The organism is Chromobacterium alkanivorans (assembly GCF_016937655.1).
Taxonomy (GTDB): Bacteria; Pseudomonadota; Gammaproteobacteria; order Burkholderiales; family Chromobacteriaceae; genus Chromobacterium; species Chromobacterium alkanivorans.
Genome location: NZ_JAFHKL010000004.1, coordinates 292,111 through 312,695, shown reverse-complemented (window position 1 = coordinate 312,695; position 20,585 = coordinate 292,111). Strand labels below are relative to the sequence as shown.

Below are 20,585 nucleotides of genomic sequence, written 5' to 3'. Positions count from 1 at the left end.
ATGTTGACCGTGGAGAAGTTCTTTCTTATAGTGGCGGAAAGTGGGGCGAAGTGGGTGAAAGTGGGGCATTTGCCCCAGGGGGCGACGGCCCCTTAGGTTTATTCGGTCAGCGGGCTCGAAATCATGATTGGTGGTGTCAGCATCTTGTCTCTCGATAGCAAGGGGCGTTTGGCTATTCCGGCCAAACACCGCGAGACACTGCTGTCCGCTTTCGGGCACAAACTGGTCGTCACCCTCGAGTCCCAAGACCACTTGCTGATCTACCCCGAACCCAACTGGCGTCCGGTCGAAGCCCGTCTGTTAGCCCTTCCCACCGGCAATCCCACTCTGAAACGTTACCAGCGCCTCGTGCTCGGCCACGCGGAAACGCTGGAAATGGACAGTGCCGGACGCATTCTGCTGCCCGCGCGCCTGCGCGATCTCACCGGACTCGACAAGGACGTCGCGCTGGTGGGCATGGGCAACCGCTTCGAGCTGTGGAATGCCGAGGAATGGGACAGCCAGACCGCTGACGCCCTGGCCATCGATCAAGCCGATCTGGCCCAACACCTTGGAGACTTTACGCTGTGAGCACCACCCCTTTCGTGCACCTGACGGTGCTCTTGACCGAAGCGGTCGACGCGCTCGCCATCCGGCCGGATGGCGTCTATGTCGATTGCACGTTCGGTCGAGGTGGCCACAGCCGCTTGATCCTGTCGCGACTGGGGCCGCAAGGCCGCCTGATCGCCTTCGACAAGGATCCCGAAGCCATCGCCGTGGCCACGCGGCTGGCGGAGGAAGACCCGCGTTTTCAGATCGTGCACAACGGTTTTGAAACGCTGGGGCAGGAACTGGACCGCCTGGGCGTGCCCCGGGTGGACGGCGTGTTGATGGATCTGGGCGTGTCCTCGCCGCAGATCGACGACGGACGGCGCGGTTTCAGCTTCCGTTTCGACGCGCCCTTGGACATGCGTATGGATACCACCCGCGGCATCACCGCGGCCGAATGGTTGGCGACGGCAGACGAGGCCGATATCAGAGAGGTCATCAAGACTTATGGTGAAGAGCGGTTTGCTCGCAAGATCGCAGCAGCCATTGTTGCGCAAAGGGCTGACGCCCCCCTCCAGACCACGCGTGAGCTCGCCTTGCTCGTTGGGCAAAACGTCCGTACTCGGGAACCGGGTCAGGACCCCGCAACGCGTACCTTCCAAGCGATCCGGATCTTTGTGAACCGCGAGCTGGACGAGCTCAAGGCGGTGCTGCCGCAGGCGGCGCGCCGCCTGGCGGAAAACGGCCGCCTGGCGGTGATCAGCTTCCATTCGCTGGAAGACCGCATCGTCAAGCAATACCTGCGCGACGCCAGCAGCGAGGAAAAGCTGCCGGCCTGGGCGATGGTGCGCGCCTCCGACATGGCGCAGCCGCCGATGTCCACCGTGGGCAAGCCGGTGCGCGCGGGCGATGAGGAGGTGCGCGCCAACGCGCGCTCCCGCAGCGCCATCATGCGCGTGGCCGAGCGCACCGCCGCGCCGTGGCGGGAGATCGACGCATGAACAAGCTCAACGCGATACTGCTGGTCATCGTGGTGCTGTCCGCCTGGTCGGTGGTCACCTCGACCCACGTGTCGCGCAAGCTCTACAGCGATTTGCAGAAAGAGCGCAAATCCGCCCAGCAGCTGGAGATCGAGTTCGGCCAGCTGCAGTTGGAGCAGAGCACCTGGGGCGCGCACGCGGTGATTGAGAAAGCCGCGTCCAGCCGCCTCGACATGCATACCCCGGATCCGCGCCAGATCCAGGTGGTCTCGCCTGGAAAGGGGATGTGATGCGCACTTACTCCCCGCGTCACCAGCAACGCATCCCGGACGCCAGCCCCGCGCTGCGCATGAAGCCGGGCCGCGTGCGTTTCGTGCTGTTGATGCTGGCGCTGCTGTTCCTGGCGCTGATCGGCCGCGCGGTCTATCTGCAAGTGGTGCAGCAGGACTTCCTGCAGAACCAGGGCGAGGCCCGTTTCCGCCGCGCGCTGACGCTGGAAGCCAACCGTGGCGTGATCACCGACCGCAACGGCGAGCCGCTGGCGATCAGCTCGCCGGTGCAGACCATCTGGGCCAGCCCGGCGGACATGGAGCCGGTGCCGCCGGCCAAGCTGCGCGAACTGGCGGCGATGCTGGACCTGTCGCCGGAAGAGCTGTCGGCCAAGCTGTCCGACCGCAAAAAAGAATTCGTCTACGTCAAACGTCAGATCAGCCCGGAGCTGGCCGACAAGGTGATGGCGCTGGGCGTGCCCGGCATCGCCAAGCAGCAGGAGTTCCGCCGCTTCTACCCGGCCGGGGAAATCGTGTCCCACATCATCGGTTTCACCGGCGTGGACGGCAAGGGCCAGGAAGGCGTGGAACTGGCGCGCGAGAAGATGCTGGCCGGCAAGGACGGCCGCCGCGTGGTGCTGAAGGACCGCCGCGGCCACATCATCGAAGACATCGCCGCCATCGAGCCGCCGCGCGACGGCCAGAAGCTGGCGCTGGCGGTGGATCACCGCATCCAGTACCTGGCTTACCGCGAGTTGAAGGCGGCGGTGGAGTTGAACAAGGCCAAGGCCGGCAGCGTGGTGGTGGTGGACGCGCACACCGGCGAACTGCTGGCGCTGGCCAACTATCCGTCGTTCAACCCCAACAACCGCAGCGGCGTGACGCCGGAAATGATGCGCAACCGCGGCGTGATCGACCTGTTCGAGCCGGGTTCGACGATGAAGCCGCTGTCCATCGCGCTGGCGCTGGAAAACGGCAAGGCCGGCCTCAACACCGTGCTGGACACCCACACTTACATGATAGGCCCGGCCACCATCCGCGACGTGGCGCCGCGCCCCAGCCTGGACATCCTCGGCATCATCCAGAAATCGTCCAACGTCGGCACCAGCAAGCTGGCGTTGATGAGCTCGCCGGAACAAACCTGGAAGCATTACGACGCGCTGGGTTTCGGCCGCGCGCCGGAAACCGGCTTCCCCGGCGAGGCCGGCGGCCGGCTGCGCGACTGGCACAACTGGCGGCCGATCGAGCAGGCGACGATGTCCTTCGGCTACGGCATCTCGGTCAGCCTGATCCAGATGGCGCGCGCCTACACCGTGTTCGCCAACGACGGCGTGATGCTGCCCATCTCGCTGTACAAGACCAATACGCCGATGCCGGGCAAGCGCGTGCTGGCGGAAAAGACCGCGCACGAGATGCGCGATCTGCTGATCGCCAACAGCCAGCCGGGCGGCGGCGCCGTCGGCGGCCGCATCATCGGCTACAGCATAGGCGGCAAGAGCGGCACCGCGCGCAAGCTGGAAGGCCGCGCCTATGTGGCCAACAAGCACCGCGCGCTGTTCATGGGCTTCGCGCCGGGCAAATCGCCGCGCGTGATCGTGTCGGTGATGATAGACGAGCCCTCAGCGGGCAAATATTACGGCGGCGCGGTGGCTGCGCCGGTGTTCTCGCAGATCGCCGGCGGCGCGTTGCGAGTGCTGAACGTGCAGCCGGACGAGCCCTCCAACAACACTTTATTGCCGGAATCCACCCCGGTGCCGGTGGATTTTTGATCAGATCATGAAAAGCCGTTTGACCCCCATGCCGGACTGGAATCCGGCCGACATCAAACAATTGGGACTGCCCGTCAAGCGGGTGGAGACCGACAGCCGCCGCGTGCTGCCCGGCGACGTGTTCCTGGCGTGCCCCGGCCTGCATTCCGATGGCCGCGACTACATCCACGCCGCGCTGGCGAAAGGCGCGGCCGCGGTGTTGTGGGACGACGCAGGCGGCTTCGCCTGGAATCCGCTGTGGCAGGCGCCCAATCTGCCAGTGCCGCATCTGCGCGACCGCATCGGCATGCTGGCGGCCGAGGTTTACGGCTATCCCAGCCGCGCGCTGCGCGTGATCGGCATCACCGGCACCAACGGCAAGACCTCGATTTCCCACTGGCTGGCGCAGGCCTTCTCGCTGCTGGGCCAGAAGGCGGCGCTGATCGGCACCGTAGGCAACGGCTTTTACGGCGAACTGACCGAAACCACCCACACCACGCCGGACCCGGTGACCATTCAGCAAAAGCTGGCCGAATACCGTCGCCAGGGCGCGCACGTGGTGACCATGGAAGTATCCAGCCACAGCCTGGATCAAAGCCGCGTCAACGGCGTGGACTTCGCCACCGCGGTGCTGACCAACCTGACCCGGGACCACCTGGATTATCACGGTTCGATGGAAGCCTACGGCGAATCCAAGAAGAAGCTGTTCTTCTGGGAGGGCCTGAAACACGCGGTGATCAACGCCGACGACGCTTTCGGCCGCCAACTGGCCGCCGAGATCGACCCGGCGCAGACCCAGGTGGTGACTTACGGCCTGGAACAGGGCGACGTGCGTCCGCTGGCGCTGGCCGCCACGCTGGACGGCCTGCAGCTGACGGTGACCACGCCCTGGGGCGTCGCCGACGTGCGCACCGGCCTGGTGGGCCGTTTCAACGCCGCCAACCTGCTGGCCTGTCTGGCCACGCTGTGCGTCAACGGCGTCAGCCTGCGCGACGCCGCCTCGGTGATGGCGCGCATCCAGCCGGCGCGCGGCCGCATGCAGAGCGTCGGCGGCGCGCATGAGCCGCTGGTGGTGATCGACTACGCCCACACCCCGGACGCGCTGGAAAAAGCCTTGTCCACGCTGGCCGAGATCCGCCCGGAAGGCGGCCGCCTGTTTTGCGTGTTCGGCTGCGGCGGCGACCGCGATCCGGGCAAGCGCCCGATGATGGGCGCCATCGCCGAGAAAATCGCCGACGTGGCGGTGCTGACCAGCGACAACCCGCGCACCGAAGACCCGCAAGCCATTCTGCGCGACGTGCTCGCCGGCATGCAGCGGCCCGGCCATGTCGAAGTCGACCGCGAAGCCGCCATCCATTGGGCGGTGAGCCAGGCGCGCGCCGGCGACGTGGTGCTGGTGGCCGGCAAGGGGCATGAGGAATACCAGGACATCGCCGGCGTCAAGCGGCCGTTCTCCGACTTCCGCGTGGCGGAAGAGGCGCTGACCGCCTGGGGAGAGCGCGCATGATGACGCTGCTGCAGGCCGCCGAACTGGCCCGGGGCGCATTGAGCGGCCCGGACGGCGACATCCTGCGCGTGGTGACCGACAGCCGCGAGGCCGGTCCCGGCGATCTGTTCGTCGCGCTGAAGGGCGAGCGTTTCGACGCCCACGACTTCGTCGCCGAGGTGGCGGCCAAGGGCGCTGCCGCGCTGGTGCGCGCGGATTACGCCTTGCCCGGCGCCAGCCTGATCCGCGTCGACGACACCCGGCTGGCCCTGGGCCGGCTGGCTTCCGGCTGGGCGCTGCGCCAAGCGGCGCTGCGCATCGGCGTCACCGGCTCCAACGGCAAGACCACGGTCAAGGAAATGCTGGCGGCGATCTTGCGCCAGCATGCGGGCGCGGACGCGGTGCTGGCCACCGCCGGCAACTTCAACAACGACATCGGTCTGCCGCTGACCCTGCTGCGGCTGACGCCGGCGCATCGCTACGCGGTGCTGGAGATGGGCATGAACCATCACGGTGAGCTTAGCTATCTGACCGGCCTGGCCCGGCCGCGCGTCGCCCTGGTCAACAACGCGATGCGCGCCCATGTCGGCTATTTCGGCTCCACCGAGGAGGTGGCGCGCGCCAAGGCGGAAATCTTCGAAGGCCTGGACGAGGGCGGTGTGGCGGTGTTGAACGCCGACGACGCCAATCTGGCGCTGTTCCGCCGCGCGGCGGACGGCCATCGCCAGATCGCCTTCGGTCTGAACCCCGAAGCCGATGTTCACGCCGCCGACATCGAACTGGGCGCCTTGAACAGCCGCTTCACGCTGCGCTGCGCCGACGGCGAGCGGCGGATAGAACTGCCGGCGCCGGGCGAACACAATGTGCGCAACGCGCTGGCCGCCGCCAGCCTGGCGCTGGCCGCCGGCGTGCCGCTGGACGACATCGCCGCCGGCCTGGCGGCCTTCGGCGGCGCCAAGGGCCGTTTGCAACTGAAGCAAAGCCCGCGCGGCCTGAGCGTGATCGACGACAGCTACAACGCCAACCCGGATTCGATGAAGGCCGGGATCGACGTGCTGATCCGCCTGCCGGCGCCGCGCTGCTTCGTGATGGGCGACATCGGCGAGCTGGGCGAGGCCGCCGACGCGCTGCACGCGGAAGTGGGCGAGTACGCGCGGGCGCGCGGCGTCGACCTGCTGCTGACGCTGGGCGAGGCTTCGCGCCACGCCGCCGTCGCCTGCGGCGCGAGCGGCAAACATTTTGATTCGATTGACGAGTTGTACGAGTTTCTCGACCGGCAGTTGCCGTCGGGTGCCTCCGTTCTGGTCAAGGGGTCGCGCTTCATGCGCATGGAACGGGTGGTGGAACACCTGATGCAACAATTTAGAGAGGAACAATAACGTGCTGCTCTGGCTGGCTGAAATGCTGGGCTCCCACATCCGGGCCTTCAACGTCTTCAACTACATCACGCTGCGCGCGGTGATGGCGGCGCTGACCGCGCTGGCGATCTCGCTGCTGCTGGGGCCGTGGGTGATCCGCAAACTGACCGAACTCAAAGTGGGCCAGGCGGTGCGCAACGACGGCCCGCAAACCCATCTGGTCAAGGCCGGCACCCCGACCATGGGCGGCTCGCTGATCCTGCTGGCCATCGGCCTGACCACGCTGCTGTGGGCGGACCTGTCCAACAAATACGTGTGGCTGCTGCTGGCGGTGATGTTCGGCACCGGAGCGCTGGGCTTTTACGACGACTGGCGCAAGGTGGTGTACAAGGACCCGAAAGGGGTGTCCGCCAAGTTCAAGATGGCCTGGCAGTCCGCCATCGCCATCGGCGCCGGCGTGTTCCTGATCGCCACCGCCAAGCTGCCGGCGTCCACCGAGCTGATCGTGCCCTTCGTCAAGACCATCTCCTATCCGCTGGGCGCGATCGGTTTTTGCATCCTCACCTATTTCGTCATCGTAGGCACCTCCAACGCGGTGAACCTGACCGACGGCCTGGACGGCCTGGCGGCCCTGCCCACCGTGATGGTGGCGGCCGGCCTGTCCATCTTCGCCTACGTCGCCGGCCACGCGGTGTTTTCCAAATACCTGGGCCTGCCCTTCATTCCCGGCGCGCACGAGGTGGTGGTGTTCTGCGCGGCGATGTGCGGCGCTTGCTTGGGATTTTTATGGTTCAACGCCTATCCGGCCCAGGTCTTCATGGGCGACGTCGGCGCGCTGGCGCTGGGCGCGGCGCTGGGCACCGTGGCGGTGATCGTGCGTCAGGAAATCGTGCTCTTGATCATGGGCGGCCTGTTCGTGGTGGAAGCGCTGTCGGTGATGATCCAGGTGGCTTCGTTCAAGCTCACCGGCAAGCGGGTGTTCCGCATGGCGCCGCTGCATCACCACTATGAGTTGAAGGGCTGGAAGGAAACGCAAGTGGTGGTGCGTTTCTGGATCATCACCATGATGCTGGTGTTGGCCGGTCTGTCCACCATCAAGCTGCGTTGAGGAAGACTATGGACTACGCGAATCGTCACGTCGTGGTGGTGGGCTTGGGAGGCTCGGGCCTGGCGGCCGCGCGCTACCTGGCCGCGCACGGCGCGCGCGTGAGCGTGGCCGACGCCAAGCCGTCGGCCGAGCGCGTGGCCGAGCTGCGCGCCTTCCTGCCGCAGGCGGAAGTGCGCGCCGGCGACTTCAGCGCCCAGACCTTCGCCGACGCCGACTTGCTGGTGTTGAGCCCGGGCGTGCCGCTGAAGCACCCGGCTGTCGCCGCCTTCCGTCAAGCCGGCGGCGAGGTGATAGGCGATATCGAAGTGCTGGCGCGCGCGATCCGCGGCGACGGCAGCAAGGTGATCGCCATCACCGGCTCCAACGGCAAGAGCACCGTCACCAGCCTGGCCGGCCATCTGTGCGCCGCCGCCGGCCTGGACGCGGTGGTGGCCGGCAATATCGGCCTGGCGGTGCTGGAAGCGCAGCTGGAGCGCGAGCGAAGCGACAAGCGCCCGGACGTGTGGGTGCTGGAGCTGTCCAGCTTTCAGCTGGAATCCACTTACAGCCTGGAGGCCGACGCGGCCACGGTGCTGAACATTTCCGAGGACCACCTCGATCGCTACGACGATCTGCTGGACTACGCCCACACCAAGACCCGGGTGTTCCACGGCGCCGGCGTCCAGGTGCTGAACCGCGACGACGCGCTGGTGCGCGCGATGGTGCGGCCCGGCCGCGCGGTCAAATGGTTCTCGCTGACAGAGAATGCCGGATACGCGTTGCGGCAGGATGACGGCCGTTACTGGCTGAGCCTGGACGGCGAGCCGGCCTTCGATTGCGCCGAGATGAGCTTGCAGGGCCTGCACAACGCCGCCAACGCGCTGGCCGCGCTGGCCTTGTGCGAAGCGGTGGGCGCGCCGCGCGCCGCCTTGCTGCAAGGGCTGAAAACCTTCCAGGGCCTGGAGCATCGCGTCGAGCTGGTAGACGAAATCGGCTCGGTGGCGTTTATCGATGATTCCAAGGGCACCAATGTCGGCGCCACCGAGGCGGCGCTGAACGGCATGACCCGTCCGGTGGTGTTGATCGCCGGCGGCGACGGCAAGGGCCAGGACTTCGCGCCGCTGGCGCCGGCCTGCCGCCGCATCGCCCGCGCGGTGCTGCTGATCGGCCGCGACGCCGGCAAGATCCGCGCCGCGCTGGCCGCCACCGGCCTGCCGCTGCACGACTGCGCGACGCTGGAAGAAGCCACCCGCCGCGCGGCGGAACTGGCGCAGCCGGGCGACGTGGTGCTGCTGTCGCCGGCCTGCGCCAGCCTGGACATGTTCCGCAACTACGCGCATCGCGCCCAGGTGTTCATCGACGCCGTGCGCGAGCTGAAGGCGCGGCAAGCGGAGGCGACGCGGCCATGATCGTGCACGGAGCCCGGCGCTACGCCGCCATCAAGCCGTTCGACGAAGCGCTGTCCTGGGCGCTGGCCCTGCTGTTGTCGATCAGCCTGGTGATGGTGTACTCGGCGTCCATCGCCTACGCCGAGGCCGACGCGGCCACGCACAACCGCTACTTCTACCTGATCCGTCACATGATCTTCATGACGATAGGGCTGAGCGCGGCCTATATCGCCTTCCAAATCCCGACGGCGTTCTGGCAGAAGTACTCCGGCAAGATTTTCCTGATCGGACTGGTGTTGCTGGTGCTGGTGCTGATTCCCGGCATCGGCAAGATGGTCAACGGCTCGCGGCGCTGGATCAATCTGATCGTGCTGAACCTGCAGCCGTCGGAGGTGATGAAGTTCGCCACCGTGCTGTACGCGGCGGATTACACCGTGCGCAAGAGCCATCTGCTGCACAGCCTGAAAGAAGGCTTCGCGCCGATGTTCGCCGCCATGGTGGTGGTGGCCTTCCTGCTGCTGCGCGAGCCGGACTTCGGCGCGCTGATGGTGGTGATGAGCATCGCGATGGGCGTGCTCTTCCTCGGCGGCATCAATATGCGCATCTTCAGCGGGCTGGCGGTGATGGCGGTGGGCGCCATCGTGGTGCTGATCATCTCCTCGCCGTATCGCTTGAAGCGGGTGCTGGGCTTCATGGACCCGTGGGACGACCCCTACGGCAAGGGTTACCAGCTGTCGCATTCATTGATCGCCATCGGTCGCGGCGAGTGGTTCGGCGTCGGCCTGGGCGGCAGCATAGAGAAACTGTTTTACCTGCCGGAAGCGCATACCGACTTCATCATGGCGGTGATTTCGGAAGAGTTCGGTTTCGCCGGCATCTGCGTGGTGATCGGCCTGTACGCCTGGATCGTGCGCCGCGCCTTCCACATCGGCGTGGAGTCGAAAAAGCTGGAACGTTACTACCAGTCGCTGGTGGCGCAGGGCCTGGGCATCTGGCTCGGCATCCAGGTGTTTTTCAACATCGGGGTGAATATGGGCCTGCTGCCGACCAAGGGTTTGACCTTGCCGCTGATGTCTTTCGGCGGCTCGGCGATGTTGATGAATTTGATCGCGGTGGCGGTGCTGCTGCGGGTTGATTATGAAAACCGCCGCATCATGCGCGGCTACAAAGTGTAGCCGCGCATGAGCAGCGCTGTCAGGCGCGTTAGGGCGTAAGCCCGTAGGCGGCGGTTTCTGCGAGCCCGAAGGGCGAAGCAAAAACCGGCGCATGATGCGCGGCAACGAGATTTAACGGAACGGATAGAGATGGCGAATCGCACGGTCATGGTGATGGCGGCTGGCACGGGTGGACACATCGTCCCCGGCCTTGCCGTGGCCAAAGAGTTGCAAAGCCGGGGCTGGAACGTGGTGTGGCTGGGCACCCGCCGCGGCATGGAGAACAAATTGGTGCCGCCGACCGGCATTCCGCTGGAGCGGCTGAACTTTCACGGCGTGCGCGGCAAGGGCCTGCTGGGCTCGGCCAAGGGTGCGTTGCAGCTGATCGGTGCCTTCTTCAGCAGCGCGGCGCAGATTTTCCGTCACCGCCCGGACGTGGTGCTGGGCATGGGCGGTTACGTCTGCCTGCCCGGCGGCGTGATGGCGGGCCTGCTGTGGAAGCCGCTGGTGTTGGTCAACGCCGACGCCGGCCTGTTGTTGAGCAATAAGGCTTTGCTGCCCTTCGCCAAGAAACTGGTCTGCGGTTTCGACGGCGACGCGGCGCGCAACGCCAAGGCGCTGGTCACCGGCAATCCGGTGCGCGGCGAGATCGAAAGCATCGCCGCACCGGCGGAGCGCTTCGCCGGCCGCGGCGGACCGCTGAAGGTGCTGGTGGTGGGCGGCAGCCTGGGCGCCAAGGTTTTGAACGAAACCTTGCCGCAGGCGATGGCCAAATTGCCGGCCGAGCAGCGGCCGCGGCTGACGCACCAGACCGGCGAGGCGAATTTCGCCGCGGTCGAGGCCGCTTATCAGGCGGCGGGCCTGCGCGAGCAAGTGGAGTTGCTGCCTTTCGTCGACGACATGCCGAAGCGCCTGGCCGAATGCGACCTGGTGATCTGCCGCGCCGGCGCGATCACGGTCAGCGAATTGTGCGCGGCCGGCGCGCCCAGCGTGCTGGTGCCGCTGGTGGTGTCCACCACCGGTCATCAGCGCGACAACGCCGAGTGGATGGCGCAGGCCGGCGCGGCCTGGCATCTGCCGCAGAAGGAATTGAACGCCGACGGGCTTGCGGGCCTGTTGGCGGGTTTGGACAGAGAACAGTTGCTGGACAAGGCCGAGCGCGCGCGCGCGCTGGCCCGTTCCGGCGCGGCCGGCCGGGTGGCCGACCTGTGCCAGCAGCTGGCCAAGGAATGACAGGGCGTCAAACGAGCGCTCAAGCAGAGACACAGACATGAAACACAGGGTCAAACACATACATTTCGTAGGCATAGGCGGCGTCGGCATGTGCGGCATCGCCGAGGTGCTGCACGGCCTGGGCTTTACCGTGTCCGGTTCCGACATGGCGGAGAGCGCCACCAGCAAGCGGCTGATCGATCAGGGCATTCGCGTGTTCTACGGCCACGACGCCACCTATATGCACGGCGCCGACGTGGTGGTGACCTCCACCGCGGTCAAGGCCGACAACCCGGAAGTGCAGGAAGCGCGCGCCAGCAAGATCCCGGTGATCCCGCGCGCGCTGATGCTGGCCGAACTGATGCGCTTCAAGCAGGGCATCGCCATCGCCGGCACCCACGGCAAGACCACCACCACCAGCCTGACCGCTTCGGTGCTGGGCGCGGCCGGCTTGGACCCCACCTTCGTCATCGGCGGCAAGCTGACCGCGGCCGGCACCAATGCGCGGCTGGGCTCCGGCGAGTTCCTGGTGGCCGAGGCCGACGAATCGGACGCTTCCTTCCTGCACCTGACTCCGGTGATGGCGGTGGTGACCAATATCGACGCCGACCACATGGACACCTACGACCACAGCTTCGACAAGCTCAAGCAGGCTTTCGTCGATTTCCTGCAGCGGCTGCCGTTCTACGGCCGCGCGGTGCTGTGCGTGGACGATCCCAATGTGCGCGAGATCCGCGGCCGCATCACCAAGCCGGTGACCACCTACGGCCTGGACGATTCCGCCGACATCTACGCCGAGAACGTGCGCGCCGCCGCCGGCCAGATGCATTTCGACGTGGTGGTGAAGAACGGCAAGGAAGTGCGCTTCCCGGTGGTGCTGAACATGCCGGGCCGCCACAACGTGCTCAACGCGCTGTCCGCCATCGCCATCGGCCTGGAGTGCGGCGCCAGCGTTGAGGCGATCCAGCAAGGCCTGGCCGAGTTCGCCGGCGTAGGCCGCCGCTTCCAGCGTTACGGCGAAGTGCCGGCCAAGGACGGCGGCAGTTTCACCCTGGTGGACGACTATGGCCACCATCCGGTGGAAATGGCCGCCACGCTGGCCGCGGTGCGCGGCGCCTTCCCGGACAAGCGTCTGGTGCTGGCCTTCCAGCCGCACCGCTACACCCGCACCCGGGACCTGTTCGAAGACTTCGTCAAAGTGCTGTCCGGCGTGGACGCGCTGCTGTTGTCCGAAGTCTACGCCGCCGGCGAAGCGCCCATCGTCGCCGCCGACGGCCGCGCGCTGGCGCGCGCGGTGCGGGTGCTGGGCAAGGTGGAGCCGGTGTTCGTCGAGGACATCGCCGAGATGCAGCAGACCATTTTCGATCAAGCTCGCGACGGCGACGTGGTGGTGACCATGGGCGCGGGCTCCATCGGCGCGGTGCCGGCCAAAGTGGCGGCGGGCGCGTGATGATGAATGACAAGGACAAGGCAATGAAGCAGTACGGCAAGGTGGCGGTGATGATGGGCGGCAGTTCCTCCGAGCGCGAAGTGTCGCTGATGAGCGGCGCCGGCGTGCTCAAGGCCCTGCTGTCCCGCGGCGTGGACGCGCACAAATTCGACCCGTCGGAACAGCCGCTGACGGCGCTGAAGGAAGAAGGCTTCGACCGCGTGTTCAACATCCTGCACGGCCCCTTCGGCGAAGACGGCACCTTGCAGGGCGTGCTGGAAAGCATGGGCCTGCCCTATACCGGCTGCGGCGTGATGGCGTCGGCGATCTGCATGGACAAATGGCGCACCAAGCTGCTGTGGCAGGGCGCCGGCCTGCCTATCCCGGAATTCGAGCTGCTGGACGAGAACAGCGACTTCGCCGCGGTGGAAGCCAAGCTGGGCCTGCCCATCTTCGTCAAGCCGGCCACCGAGGGCTCCAGCATAGGCGTGACCAAGGTCAAGCAGCCGGGCGAATTGAAGGCGGCGTTCGAAGAGGCGCGCAAGTACGACAGCATCGTGATCGCCGAGCGTTTCATCGGCGGCGGCGAATACACCTGCGCGGTGATAGGCGACACCGCCTATCCGACCATCAAGATCGAGCCGGCGACCGAGTTCTACGACTACGACGCCAAGTATTTCCGCGACGACACCGTCTACCGCTGCCCGTCCGGCCTGAGCGAAGAGCTGGAGCGGCGCGCGCGCGAACTGTCGCTGGCGGCCTTCCGCGTGCTGGGCGGCCGCGGCTGGGGCCGGGTGGATTTCCTGATGGACGAGGCCGGCGGCATTTACCTGCTGGAAGCCAACACCAATCCGGGCATGACCAGCCACAGCCTGGTGCCGATGGCGGCGCGGGCGATGGGCATCAGTTACGAGGATTTGTGCCTCAAGGTGCTGGATATGGTGCATGTGGGATAACCATCGGCTGCTAAGAGGCCTGGCCAATCTGATGCTGGCCGCCGCAGCGCTGATGTTGCTGTATGCAGGAGGGTTCTGGTTGACGCACGCGCCGGTGTTTCCGGTGAAGAAGATCCAGATTCGCGGCGACATGAAACGCGTGACGCCGGAACAGCTGAAGTTCATTGCCGAGCACGAGCTGTCCGGCACCTTCTTCACGCTGGACATCGACAAGACGCGGGCGGCCTTCGGCAAATTGCCGTGGGTGCGGGATGCCCAGGTGCGGCGGCGCTGGCCGGACGCGCTGGATATTTCGGTGGAAGAGCATGTGGCGCTTGCGCGCTGGGGAGAGAACGGCCTGGTCAATACCCGAGGAGAGCGGTTCGACGCCGCCAGCGACCAGGACCTGCCGGTGTTTTACGGGCCGGCGGGGGCAGAGAAGGACATGAGCGAAATGCTGGGCGGGCTGCGCCAGGATCTGGCTCCGGCGGGCGTCAAGCCCGCGGCGCTGTGGCTGTCCAGCCGCCGCGCCTGGAAAGTGGGGCTGGACAACCAGGTGCAGCTGGAGCTGGGACGCAACGACGTGAGTCCGCGCGCCCGCCGCTTCGCCCAGTACTGGAAGAGCAAGTTGGCGGCGTTGCCGTACCACGTGGAATACGTGGATATGCGCTACCCGAATGGATTCGCCGTGCGGATGCCCGATTACAAGGCGCCGCCGGCCAAGGGAAACAAGTAATTAGCAGTTGGAGCGACAGGTGAGCAAACCAAAGGAAAGCAAGAACATGCTGGTTGGCCTCGACATCGGCACATCCAAGATCGTGGCGATCGTCGCAGAAGTCCTGGAGGACGGCCAACTCAATATCGTCGGCATGGGCCACACCCCGTCGCGCGGTTTGAAGCGCGGCATGGTGGTGAACATCGAATCCACGGTGCAGGCGATCCAGCGCGCGCTGGAAGAGGCCGAGCTGATGGCCGACTGCAAGATTCACGAAGTGTTCGCCGGCATCGCCGGCAGCCACATCAAGAGCGTGAACTCGCACGGCATGGTGGCGATCAAGGATCGCGAAGTCACCAAGATGGACATCGACCGCGTGATTGAAACCGCGCGCGCGGTGACCATCCCGCCCGACCATCAGGTGCTGCACATCCTGACCCAGGAATACAGCATCGACGGCCAGGAAGGCGTGCGCGAACCGCTGGGCATGAGCGGCGTGCGGCTGGAGGCCAAGGTGCACATCGTCACCGGCGCGGTGTCCGCCGCCCAGAACGTGACCAAGTGCGTGCGCCGCTGCGGTCTGGAAGTGTCCGACCTGGTGCTGCAGCCGATGGCCTCCGCCATCGCGGTGCTGTCGGAAGACGAAAAAGACCTGGGCGTGTGCCTGATCGACATCGGCGGCGGCACCACCGACATCGCGGTGTACGCCAACGGCGCGATTCGTCACACCGCGGTGATTCCGATCGCCGGCGACCAGATCACCAACGACATCGCCATGGCCTTGCGCACCCCGACCAAGGAGGCCGAGGACATCAAGATCCAGCACGCGGTGGCGCTTGTGGCGATGGCCGACCCCAGCCAGATGATAGAAGTGCCGGGCGTGGGCGAGCGCGGGCCGCGGCAGATGTCGCGCGCCACGCTGGCCGAAGTGGTGGAGCCGCGGGTGGAAGAGCTGTTCCAGCTGGTGCAGCAGGAACTGCGCCGCAGCGGCTTCGAGGACCTGCTGTCCTCCGGCATCGTGCTGACCGGCGGCGCCAGCCTGATGCCGGGCATGGTGGAGCTGGCGGAAGAAGTGTTCCACATGCCGGTGCGCGTCGGCGTGCCCAAGTATGTGGGCGGCCTGGCGGAAGTGGTGAAGACCCCGCGCTTCTCCACCGGCGTCGGCCTGCTGTTGTACGGCAAGGATCAGATTCAAACGCATGCCGGCCCCAAGGTGGAGACGGCGGGTGTAGGCCAGATGTTCACGCGCATGAAGGCGTGGTTCGCTGGCAATTTCTAGGAGTTTGTTTACGATCCGCTGCGCGTCGGCGATACGGCGTTGAAAACGCTTCAGAATGCTCATGTACCGTATGTACATTCCGCTTCTTCAGCTGTTTTCGCCTGGTCTCGCTTTAGCTCGCAGGATCGTGAACATTTTACTAAGCGCTACGCGGCCGGCGCACTCGCTGGCCACGATAGCGATCGGGCAGATGTAACGGGTAGTTAGCTCATCTTTATTGAGGAGAGGAAAATGAGCGGAATGGTCTTTGAAGTTATGCAAGAAACCGCCAATGTGGCGATCATCAAAGTCATCGGCGTAGGCGGCGGCGGTTGCAACGCCATCGACAATATGATCGACGGCAATGTCCACGGCGTGGAATTCATCTGCGCCAACACTGACGCTCAGTCGCTGCTGCGCAACAAGTCGCCGCAGAAGCTGCAGTTGGGCAACAACCTGACTCGCGGCCTGGGCGCGGGCGCCAATCCGGAAGTGGGCCGCAGCGCGGCGCTGGAAGACCGCGAGCGCATCGCCGAGATGCTGCGCGGCTCCAATATGGTGTTCGTCACCGCCGGCATGGGCGGCGGCACCGGCACCGGCGCGGCGCCGGTGGTGGCCGAAGTGGCCAAGGAAATGGGCATCCTGACCGTGGGCGTGGTCACCCGTCCGTTCGAGCACGAAGGCAAGCGCATGAAAGTGGCGCAGAACGGCATCGAGGATCTGAAAAAGCACGTCGATTCGCTGATCGTGATCCCCAATGAAAAACTGATGGAAGTGCTGGGCGACGACGTGACCATGCGCGAAGCCTTCCGCGCCGCCGACGACGTGCTCAAGGGCGCGGTGGCCGGCATCGCCGAAGTGATCACTTGCCCGGGCCTGATCAACGTCGACTTCGCCGACGTGCGCACCGTGATGTGCGAAATGGGCCTGGCGATGATGGGTTCCGCCTATGCCTCTGGCATCGACCGCGCCCGCGTGGCCGCCGAACAGGCCGTGGCCAGCCCGCTGCTGGACAACATCACCCTGGAAGGCGCGCGCGGCGTGCTGGTCAACATCTCCACCGCGCCGGGTTGCCTGAAGATGAGCGAATACCGCGAAATCATGGGCATCGTGCGCCAGTACGCGGACGAAGACGCGCAGATCAAGTTCGGCACCGCCGAAGTGGAAGACATGCCGGAAGACACCATCCGCGTGACCTTGATCGCCACCGGCCTGGGCCAGAAGAAAACCGCGCGCAACACCGAGGAGCGTCCGGAATACATCAAGATCGTCAAGACCGGCACCGACGACCGCGCGGTGGAAGTGGTCAGCTACGACGACTTCGACACCCCGGCCATCATGCGCCAGGGCCGTCGTCGCGCGGCGCCGTCCATGGACTTCTCCAACCCGGAAGTGAGCGAAAGCTACGACATCCCGGCCTTCCTGCGCAAGCAGGCGGACTGAGGCGGAGCCGCTATAGAAGAAAGCTATTTAATACTGCAAATCAATCAATAAAGTGCGGTTTTTGACTGTGCTAGAATCGGGCATTCCCATCCGTTTGAGAAGCCCGACATGATATTGCAGCGCACGCTGAAACAAGCGATAAGCGCCACGGGTGTGGGTTTGCACTCCGGCGAGCGGGTGAAGCTCACCCTGCTGCCGGCTGCGCCCGACACCGGGATCGTCTTTCGCCGCACCGACTTGCCCGAGCCGGTGGAGGTGAAAGTGGATCCATCGCTCGTCAACGACACGCGACTCTCCTCCACGCTGGTGACTGACGCCGGCGTGCGTGTCGGCACGATCGAGCATTTGATGTCGGCCCTGGCGGGCTTTGGCATCGACAACCTCGTGATTGAGGTCACGGCGGCGGAAATCCCCATCATGGACGGATCCGCCGCCCCTTTCATTTACCTGCTGCAGACCGCGGGCGTGGCCGAGCAGCACGCCAGGAAGCGCTTCATCCGCGTCACCAAAACGGTGGAAGTGGAAGAGCGCGGCGTGTGGGTGAAGTTGGAGCCGCACGATGGTTTCAAGGTCACCCTGTCCATCGACTTCAACCATCCCGCCTTCAATCTGGCGCCGCAAACCGTGGCGGTGGACTTCGCGCGGCATTCCTATACCGACGAAATCAGCCGCGCGCGCACCTTCGGCTTCATGCACGAGGTGGAATACATGCGCAACCACGGCCTGGGCCGCGGCGGCAGCCTGGACAACGCCATCGTCATCGACGACGAATACGTGCTGAATCCGGAAGGCCTGCGCTTCCCGGACGAGTTCGTCCGTCACAAGATCCTGGACGCCATCGGCGACCTCTACATCATCGGTCATCCGCTGATCGCCGCCTTCTCCGGCCACAAGTCCGGCCACGCGATGAACAACAAGCTGCTGCGCAAGCTGCTGGAGACGCCGGACGCCTGGGAATACGTCAGCTACGACGACCCGCTGGACGCGCCGTCCAGCTTCCACCGGCTGCCGGAGGTGGCCTAAGCGGTGTTCGGCTTCTGGCGCCTGTGGCTGCTCGTCACCATCCTGCTGCTGGGCTGGGCAGGCGTCTGTTATCTGTTGACCCGCAATCCGCTCTACCTGCGCTACCTCGGCCGCATCGTCCGCTGGAGCGGCGGCCTGGTGGTGCTGGTCAGCGTCTTCTGGCTGATTTACCGGCTGCTGTCCTAAGAGCCTGTTCAAGGTCTTGCGAGCAAGGGCGAGACAAGGCGAAAACTAGCGAAAAAGCGGAATGTACGAGGGGTACATGAGCATTTTGAGCTGGTACTCACCGTGCAACGTTTCACGAAGCGCAGCAGACTTCGAACAGGTTCCAAGCGGGCCGGAGGAGTAATGAACCCATGTCCAAATTGACTCATTTCGACGCCGGCGGCCAGGCCCATATGGTCGACGTCGGCGCCAAGGCCCACACCCGCCGCCGCGCGGTGGCGGAAGGCCGCATCCGCATGCTGCCCGCCACCTTCGCGCTGGTGAAGGGCGGCGGCCATAAAAAAGGCGACGTGCTGGGCATCGCCCGCATCGCCGCCATCATGGCGTCCAAGAAGGCCGCGGACCTGATCCCGCTCTGCCACCCGATCGCGCTGACCCGTGTGGCGGTGGAGTTCGAGCTGCTGGAGGCCGACAGCGCGGTGCGCATCGAAGTCACCGCCGAATGCAGCGGCCAGACCGGGGTGGAAATGGAGGCGTTGACCGCCGCCAACGTCGGCCTGCTGACCATTTACGATATGTGCAAGGCGGTGGACCGCGGCATGGTCATCGACGGCGTGCGGCTGCTGGAGAAAGAGGGCGGCAAGAGCGGGCATTGGCGGCTTGACGTCTGATTTTCCACGCAGTGCGGCAAGCCGGGGTCTTACCCTGTATGCTGTGTATACATCGTGGTTTCTGGAGGAACAGCCATGAGCGTCATGTCCGTGCGGGTGGCCGATGAGCTTGCCCAGCAACTCGAAGCCTTGGCGCACGCTACCGGGCGCAGCAAATCCTTCCTGGTGGCGGAAGCCATAGGCGATTATCTGGAGCGTGAGGCTTGGCAAGTACAGGCCATAGAGGAGGGACTGAAGGAGGCGGATGCCGGAGATTTCGCCTCTTCCGACGAAGTGGGGGCATTCTTCGCCAAGCACGGAGCATAAGTGCGGCTCGTCTGGTTGCGGAGCGCGCTGCAAAACCTTCAGCAAGAGACTGAGTATCTCGCCGAGGAAAACCCCGCAGCGGCCGTCGCTTTGGTGAAAGCGGTCAGGGTCGCAACCAACCATCTGATGGATTTCCCCTCAACTGGCCGGCCTGGACGAGTGCCCGGCACGCGTGAGCTGGTGTTGGAGGGCTTCCCCTACCTGATCCCGTATCGCGTCAAGGACGACCAGGTGCAAATTCTCCGTATTTTTCATACTCGCCGTCGGCCGCCCAAACGTTGGTAAGCATTGACGCTGGCCTGAAATTTACGACGTTTGTTTTGCGCCGGCACGCGCCTCCTGATGCCGGCGCTCGACCGGCTTGTCCCGCCAATAGCCGGCCAAGAGCGAGCCGGAAATATTGTGCCAGACCGAGAACAGCGCGCCCGGCAGCGCCGCCAGCGGGCTGAAATAGGCCTTGCCCAGCTGGGCGGCCAGGCCGGAGTTCTGCATGCCCACCTCGATCGCCAGCGTGCGGCACACCGATTCGTCGAAGCCCAGCAAGCGTCCCCCCCAATACCCGCCCAACAGGCCGATAGCGTTGTGCAACATCACCGCCAGAATGGTCAGCGCGCCCACGGTGGCGATGTGGTTCTTGCTGCCGGCGACGATGGCGGCGATCAGCGCGACGATGGCCAGCATCGACAACAGCGGCAGCAGCGGCTCCAGCCGACGGACCTGCGCCGCGAAGCAACGGTGGGCCAGCAGGCCCAGCCCTATCGGCAGGATCACGATCTGCAGGATGCTCAGCAGCATCGCCGCCACCTCCACCTTGATTGCCGCGTCCACGTACAAGCGGGTCAGCAAGGGCGTGGCCACCACCCCGACCAGCGTGGACAGCGAGGAGATGGTGACCGACAGCGCCACGTCGCCGCGCGACAGATAGATGATTACATTGGACGCGGTGCCGCTGGCGACGCTGCCCACCAGAATCATGCCTATCGCCAGCTGCGGCGGCATCTGGAACAGCCGCGCCAGCGCCCAGGCCGCCAGCGGCATCACCAGATAGTGCAGGCCCAGGCCGGCCAGCACCGGCGCAGGCCGGCTCAGCACCCGTTTGAAATCGTCCAGCGTCAGCGTCAGCCCCATCGCGAACATGATCGCCGCCAGCAGCAGCCCGGTATGCGGCAGCAAGGGGGTGAAGGCGGCGGGCCGCTGGTAGGCGACGGCGGACAGCAAAACGGCCCATAGCGGGAACAGGCGGGTGATCTTGGCGAGCACGGCGACTCCTGGCGCGGATAATCCGCCCATCATAGGCGATGCGCCCCGGGGCGTGGCAAGTCCGCGCGCCCGCATGGCTGATCCAGCGTCAGCCGTCGGCTGCGCAATCGTCTTTTGCCAGCGGCGGCGCGGCGCGGTTTAATCGGGGCTTCGATACCGTGGAGCGCGCG

21 protein-coding genes are annotated in these 20,585 nt (G+C 65.6%); 20 read left to right on the top strand and 1 reads right to left on the bottom strand.

What is annotated here, in order from left to right; translation table 11 throughout:
* The first annotated feature begins 123 nt into the window (after positions 1-123).
* The 20 genes from mraZ (at position 124) to JW897_RS09450 (ending at position 19,440) form a co-directional block, all read left to right on the top strand.
* Positions 124-570: a division/cell wall cluster transcriptional repressor MraZ gene (gene mraZ, locus JW897_RS09545; RefSeq protein ID WP_048413574.1), complete on the top strand. Its 447-nt coding sequence runs from the start codon at positions 124-126 to the stop codon at positions 568-570.
* Positions 567-1,529 (top strand): 16S rRNA (cytosine(1402)-N(4))-methyltransferase RsmH, encoded by a 963-nt coding sequence (gene rsmH / locus JW897_RS09540; RefSeq protein ID WP_048413573.1) that lies wholly within the window; start codon positions 567-569, stop codon positions 1,527-1,529. The genes mraZ and rsmH overlap by 4 nt, the downstream gene beginning before the upstream one ends.
* Positions 1,526-1,798, top strand: a complete 273-nt coding sequence (gene ftsL, locus JW897_RS09535; protein WP_019102080.1) for a cell division protein FtsL — start codon at positions 1,526-1,528, stop codon at positions 1,796-1,798. Before rsmH ends, ftsL begins: the two co-directional genes overlap by 4 nt.
* A complete protein-coding gene (locus JW897_RS09530) occupies positions 1,798-3,546 on the top strand; it encodes a peptidoglycan D,D-transpeptidase FtsI family protein (RefSeq protein WP_205465903.1) in 1,749 nt (582 codons plus the stop codon). Before ftsL ends, JW897_RS09530 begins: the two co-directional genes overlap by 1 nt.
* A 7-nt stretch (positions 3,547-3,553) precedes the next feature.
* The gene (locus JW897_RS09525) at positions 3,554-5,032 is read left to right on the top strand and encodes a UDP-N-acetylmuramoyl-L-alanyl-D-glutamate--2,6-diaminopimelate ligase (protein ID WP_205465902.1); all 1,479 of its coding nucleotides are present in this window, start codon (positions 3,554-3,556) and stop codon (positions 5,030-5,032) included.
* Complete coding sequence (locus JW897_RS09520) at positions 5,029-6,390, top strand: UDP-N-acetylmuramoyl-tripeptide--D-alanyl-D-alanine ligase (protein ID WP_205465901.1); 1,362 nt, start codon at positions 5,029-5,031, stop codon at positions 6,388-6,390. The genes JW897_RS09525 and JW897_RS09520 overlap by 4 nt, the downstream gene beginning before the upstream one ends.
* A 1-nt stretch (position 6,391) precedes the next feature.
* Positions 6,392-7,477 carry a phospho-N-acetylmuramoyl-pentapeptide-transferase gene (mraY, locus tag JW897_RS09515; protein WP_048413569.1) on the top strand — a complete coding sequence of 362 codons (1,086 nt, stop codon included), beginning with the start codon at positions 6,392-6,394 and terminating at the stop codon, positions 7,475-7,477.
* An 8-nt stretch (positions 7,478-7,485) separates the two neighbouring features.
* Positions 7,486-8,865 (top strand): UDP-N-acetylmuramoyl-L-alanine--D-glutamate ligase, encoded by a 1,380-nt coding sequence (gene murD, locus JW897_RS09510; protein WP_205465900.1) that lies wholly within the window; start codon positions 7,486-7,488, stop codon positions 8,863-8,865.
* Positions 8,862-10,019 carry a putative lipid II flippase FtsW gene (gene ftsW / locus JW897_RS09505; RefSeq protein WP_048413567.1) on the top strand — a complete coding sequence of 386 codons (1,158 nt, stop codon included), beginning with the start codon at positions 8,862-8,864 and terminating at the stop codon, positions 10,017-10,019. The genes murD and ftsW overlap by 4 nt, the downstream gene beginning before the upstream one ends.
* Positions 10,020-10,148: 129 nt before the next feature.
* Complete coding sequence (gene murG / locus JW897_RS09500; RefSeq protein WP_205465899.1) at positions 10,149-11,231, top strand: undecaprenyldiphospho-muramoylpentapeptide beta-N-acetylglucosaminyltransferase; 1,083 nt, start codon at positions 10,149-10,151, stop codon at positions 11,229-11,231.
* A 37-nt stretch (positions 11,232-11,268) separates the two neighbouring features.
* On the top strand, positions 11,269-12,660 hold the full coding sequence (gene murC / locus JW897_RS09495; RefSeq protein WP_048413565.1) for a UDP-N-acetylmuramate--L-alanine ligase: 1,392 nt from the start codon (positions 11,269-11,271) through the stop codon (positions 12,658-12,660).
* A 23-nt stretch (positions 12,661-12,683) separates the two neighbouring features.
* Positions 12,684-13,595 (top strand): D-alanine--D-alanine ligase, encoded by a 912-nt coding sequence (locus JW897_RS09490; RefSeq protein ID WP_205465989.1) that lies wholly within the window; start codon positions 12,684-12,686, stop codon positions 13,593-13,595.
* Positions 13,585-14,310 carry a cell division protein FtsQ/DivIB gene (locus JW897_RS09485; RefSeq protein ID WP_019102324.1) on the top strand — a complete coding sequence of 242 codons (726 nt, stop codon included), beginning with the start codon at positions 13,585-13,587 and terminating at the stop codon, positions 14,308-14,310. Before JW897_RS09490 ends, JW897_RS09485 begins: the two co-directional genes overlap by 11 nt.
* Before the next feature lie 19 nt (positions 14,311-14,329).
* Positions 14,330-15,568: a cell division protein FtsA gene (gene ftsA / locus JW897_RS09480; protein ID WP_048408350.1), complete on the top strand. Its 1,239-nt coding sequence runs from the start codon at positions 14,330-14,332 to the stop codon at positions 15,566-15,568.
* 231 nt (positions 15,569-15,799) lie between these two features.
* Complete coding sequence (gene ftsZ / locus JW897_RS09475; protein WP_048413563.1) at positions 15,800-16,990, top strand: cell division protein FtsZ; 1,191 nt, start codon at positions 15,800-15,802, stop codon at positions 16,988-16,990.
* A 111-nt stretch (positions 16,991-17,101) separates the two neighbouring features.
* On the top strand, positions 17,102-18,013 hold the full coding sequence (gene lpxC, locus JW897_RS09470; protein WP_205465988.1) for a UDP-3-O-acyl-N-acetylglucosamine deacetylase: 912 nt from the start codon (positions 17,102-17,104) through the stop codon (positions 18,011-18,013).
* 3 nt (positions 18,014-18,016) lie between these two features.
* Positions 18,017-18,199 carry a hypothetical protein gene (locus JW897_RS09465; RefSeq protein WP_048413562.1) on the top strand — a complete coding sequence of 61 codons (183 nt, stop codon included), beginning with the start codon at positions 18,017-18,019 and terminating at the stop codon, positions 18,197-18,199.
* Between the two features lie 170 nt (positions 18,200-18,369).
* Positions 18,370-18,849, top strand: a complete 480-nt coding sequence (gene moaC / locus JW897_RS09460; RefSeq protein WP_048413561.1) for a cyclic pyranopterin monophosphate synthase MoaC — start codon at positions 18,370-18,372, stop codon at positions 18,847-18,849.
* A 75-nt stretch (positions 18,850-18,924) separates the two neighbouring features.
* Positions 18,925-19,155, top strand: coding sequence for a type II toxin-antitoxin system RelB family antitoxin (gene relB, locus JW897_RS09455; protein ID WP_048413560.1), 231 nt, complete (start codon positions 18,925-18,927; stop codon positions 19,153-19,155).
* On the top strand, positions 19,156-19,440 hold the full coding sequence (locus JW897_RS09450) for a type II toxin-antitoxin system RelE/ParE family toxin (RefSeq protein ID WP_048413559.1): 285 nt from the start codon (positions 19,156-19,158) through the stop codon (positions 19,438-19,440).
* A 21-nt stretch (positions 19,441-19,461) separates the two neighbouring features.
* Here the strand turns inward: JW897_RS09450 and panS are convergent, their stop codons facing one another.
* Positions 19,462-20,415, bottom strand: coding sequence for a ketopantoate/pantoate/pantothenate transporter PanS (gene panS / locus JW897_RS09445; RefSeq protein WP_205465898.1), 954 nt, complete (start codon positions 20,413-20,415; stop codon positions 19,462-19,464).
* Positions 20,416-20,585: the final 170 nt, after the last annotated feature.

Coding starts and splice junctions, on each gene's coding strand:
- murD (WP_205465900.1), top strand. CDS start 7,486: ATGGACTACGCGAATCGTCACGTCGTGGTGGTGGGCTTGGGAGGCTCG.
- JW897_RS09525 (WP_205465902.1), top strand. CDS start 3,554: ATGAAAAGCCGTTTGACCCCCATGCCGGACTGGAATCCGGCCGACATC.
- murC (WP_048413565.1), top strand. CDS start 11,269: ATGAAACACAGGGTCAAACACATACATTTCGTAGGCATAGGCGGCGTC.
- mraZ (WP_048413574.1), top strand. CDS start 124: ATGATTGGTGGTGTCAGCATCTTGTCTCTCGATAGCAAGGGGCGTTTG.
- JW897_RS09485 (WP_019102324.1), top strand. CDS start 13,585: ATGTGGGATAACCATCGGCTGCTAAGAGGCCTGGCCAATCTGATGCTG.
- relB (WP_048413560.1), top strand. CDS start 18,925: ATGAGCGTCATGTCCGTGCGGGTGGCCGATGAGCTTGCCCAGCAACTC.
- JW897_RS09490 (WP_205465989.1), top strand. CDS start 12,684: ATGAAGCAGTACGGCAAGGTGGCGGTGATGATGGGCGGCAGTTCCTCC.
- ftsL (WP_019102080.1), top strand. CDS start 1,526: ATGAACAAGCTCAACGCGATACTGCTGGTCATCGTGGTGCTGTCCGCC.
- JW897_RS09520 (WP_205465901.1), top strand. CDS start 5,029: ATGATGACGCTGCTGCAGGCCGCCGAACTGGCCCGGGGCGCATTGAGC.
- murG (WP_205465899.1), top strand. CDS start 10,149: ATGGCGAATCGCACGGTCATGGTGATGGCGGCTGGCACGGGTGGACAC.
- ftsZ (WP_048413563.1), top strand. CDS start 15,800: ATGAGCGGAATGGTCTTTGAAGTTATGCAAGAAACCGCCAATGTGGCG.
- JW897_RS09530 (WP_205465903.1), top strand. CDS start 1,798: ATGCGCACTTACTCCCCGCGTCACCAGCAACGCATCCCGGACGCCAGC.
- moaC (WP_048413561.1), top strand. CDS start 18,370: ATGTCCAAATTGACTCATTTCGACGCCGGCGGCCAGGCCCATATGGTC.
- ftsW (WP_048413567.1), top strand. CDS start 8,862: ATGATCGTGCACGGAGCCCGGCGCTACGCCGCCATCAAGCCGTTCGAC.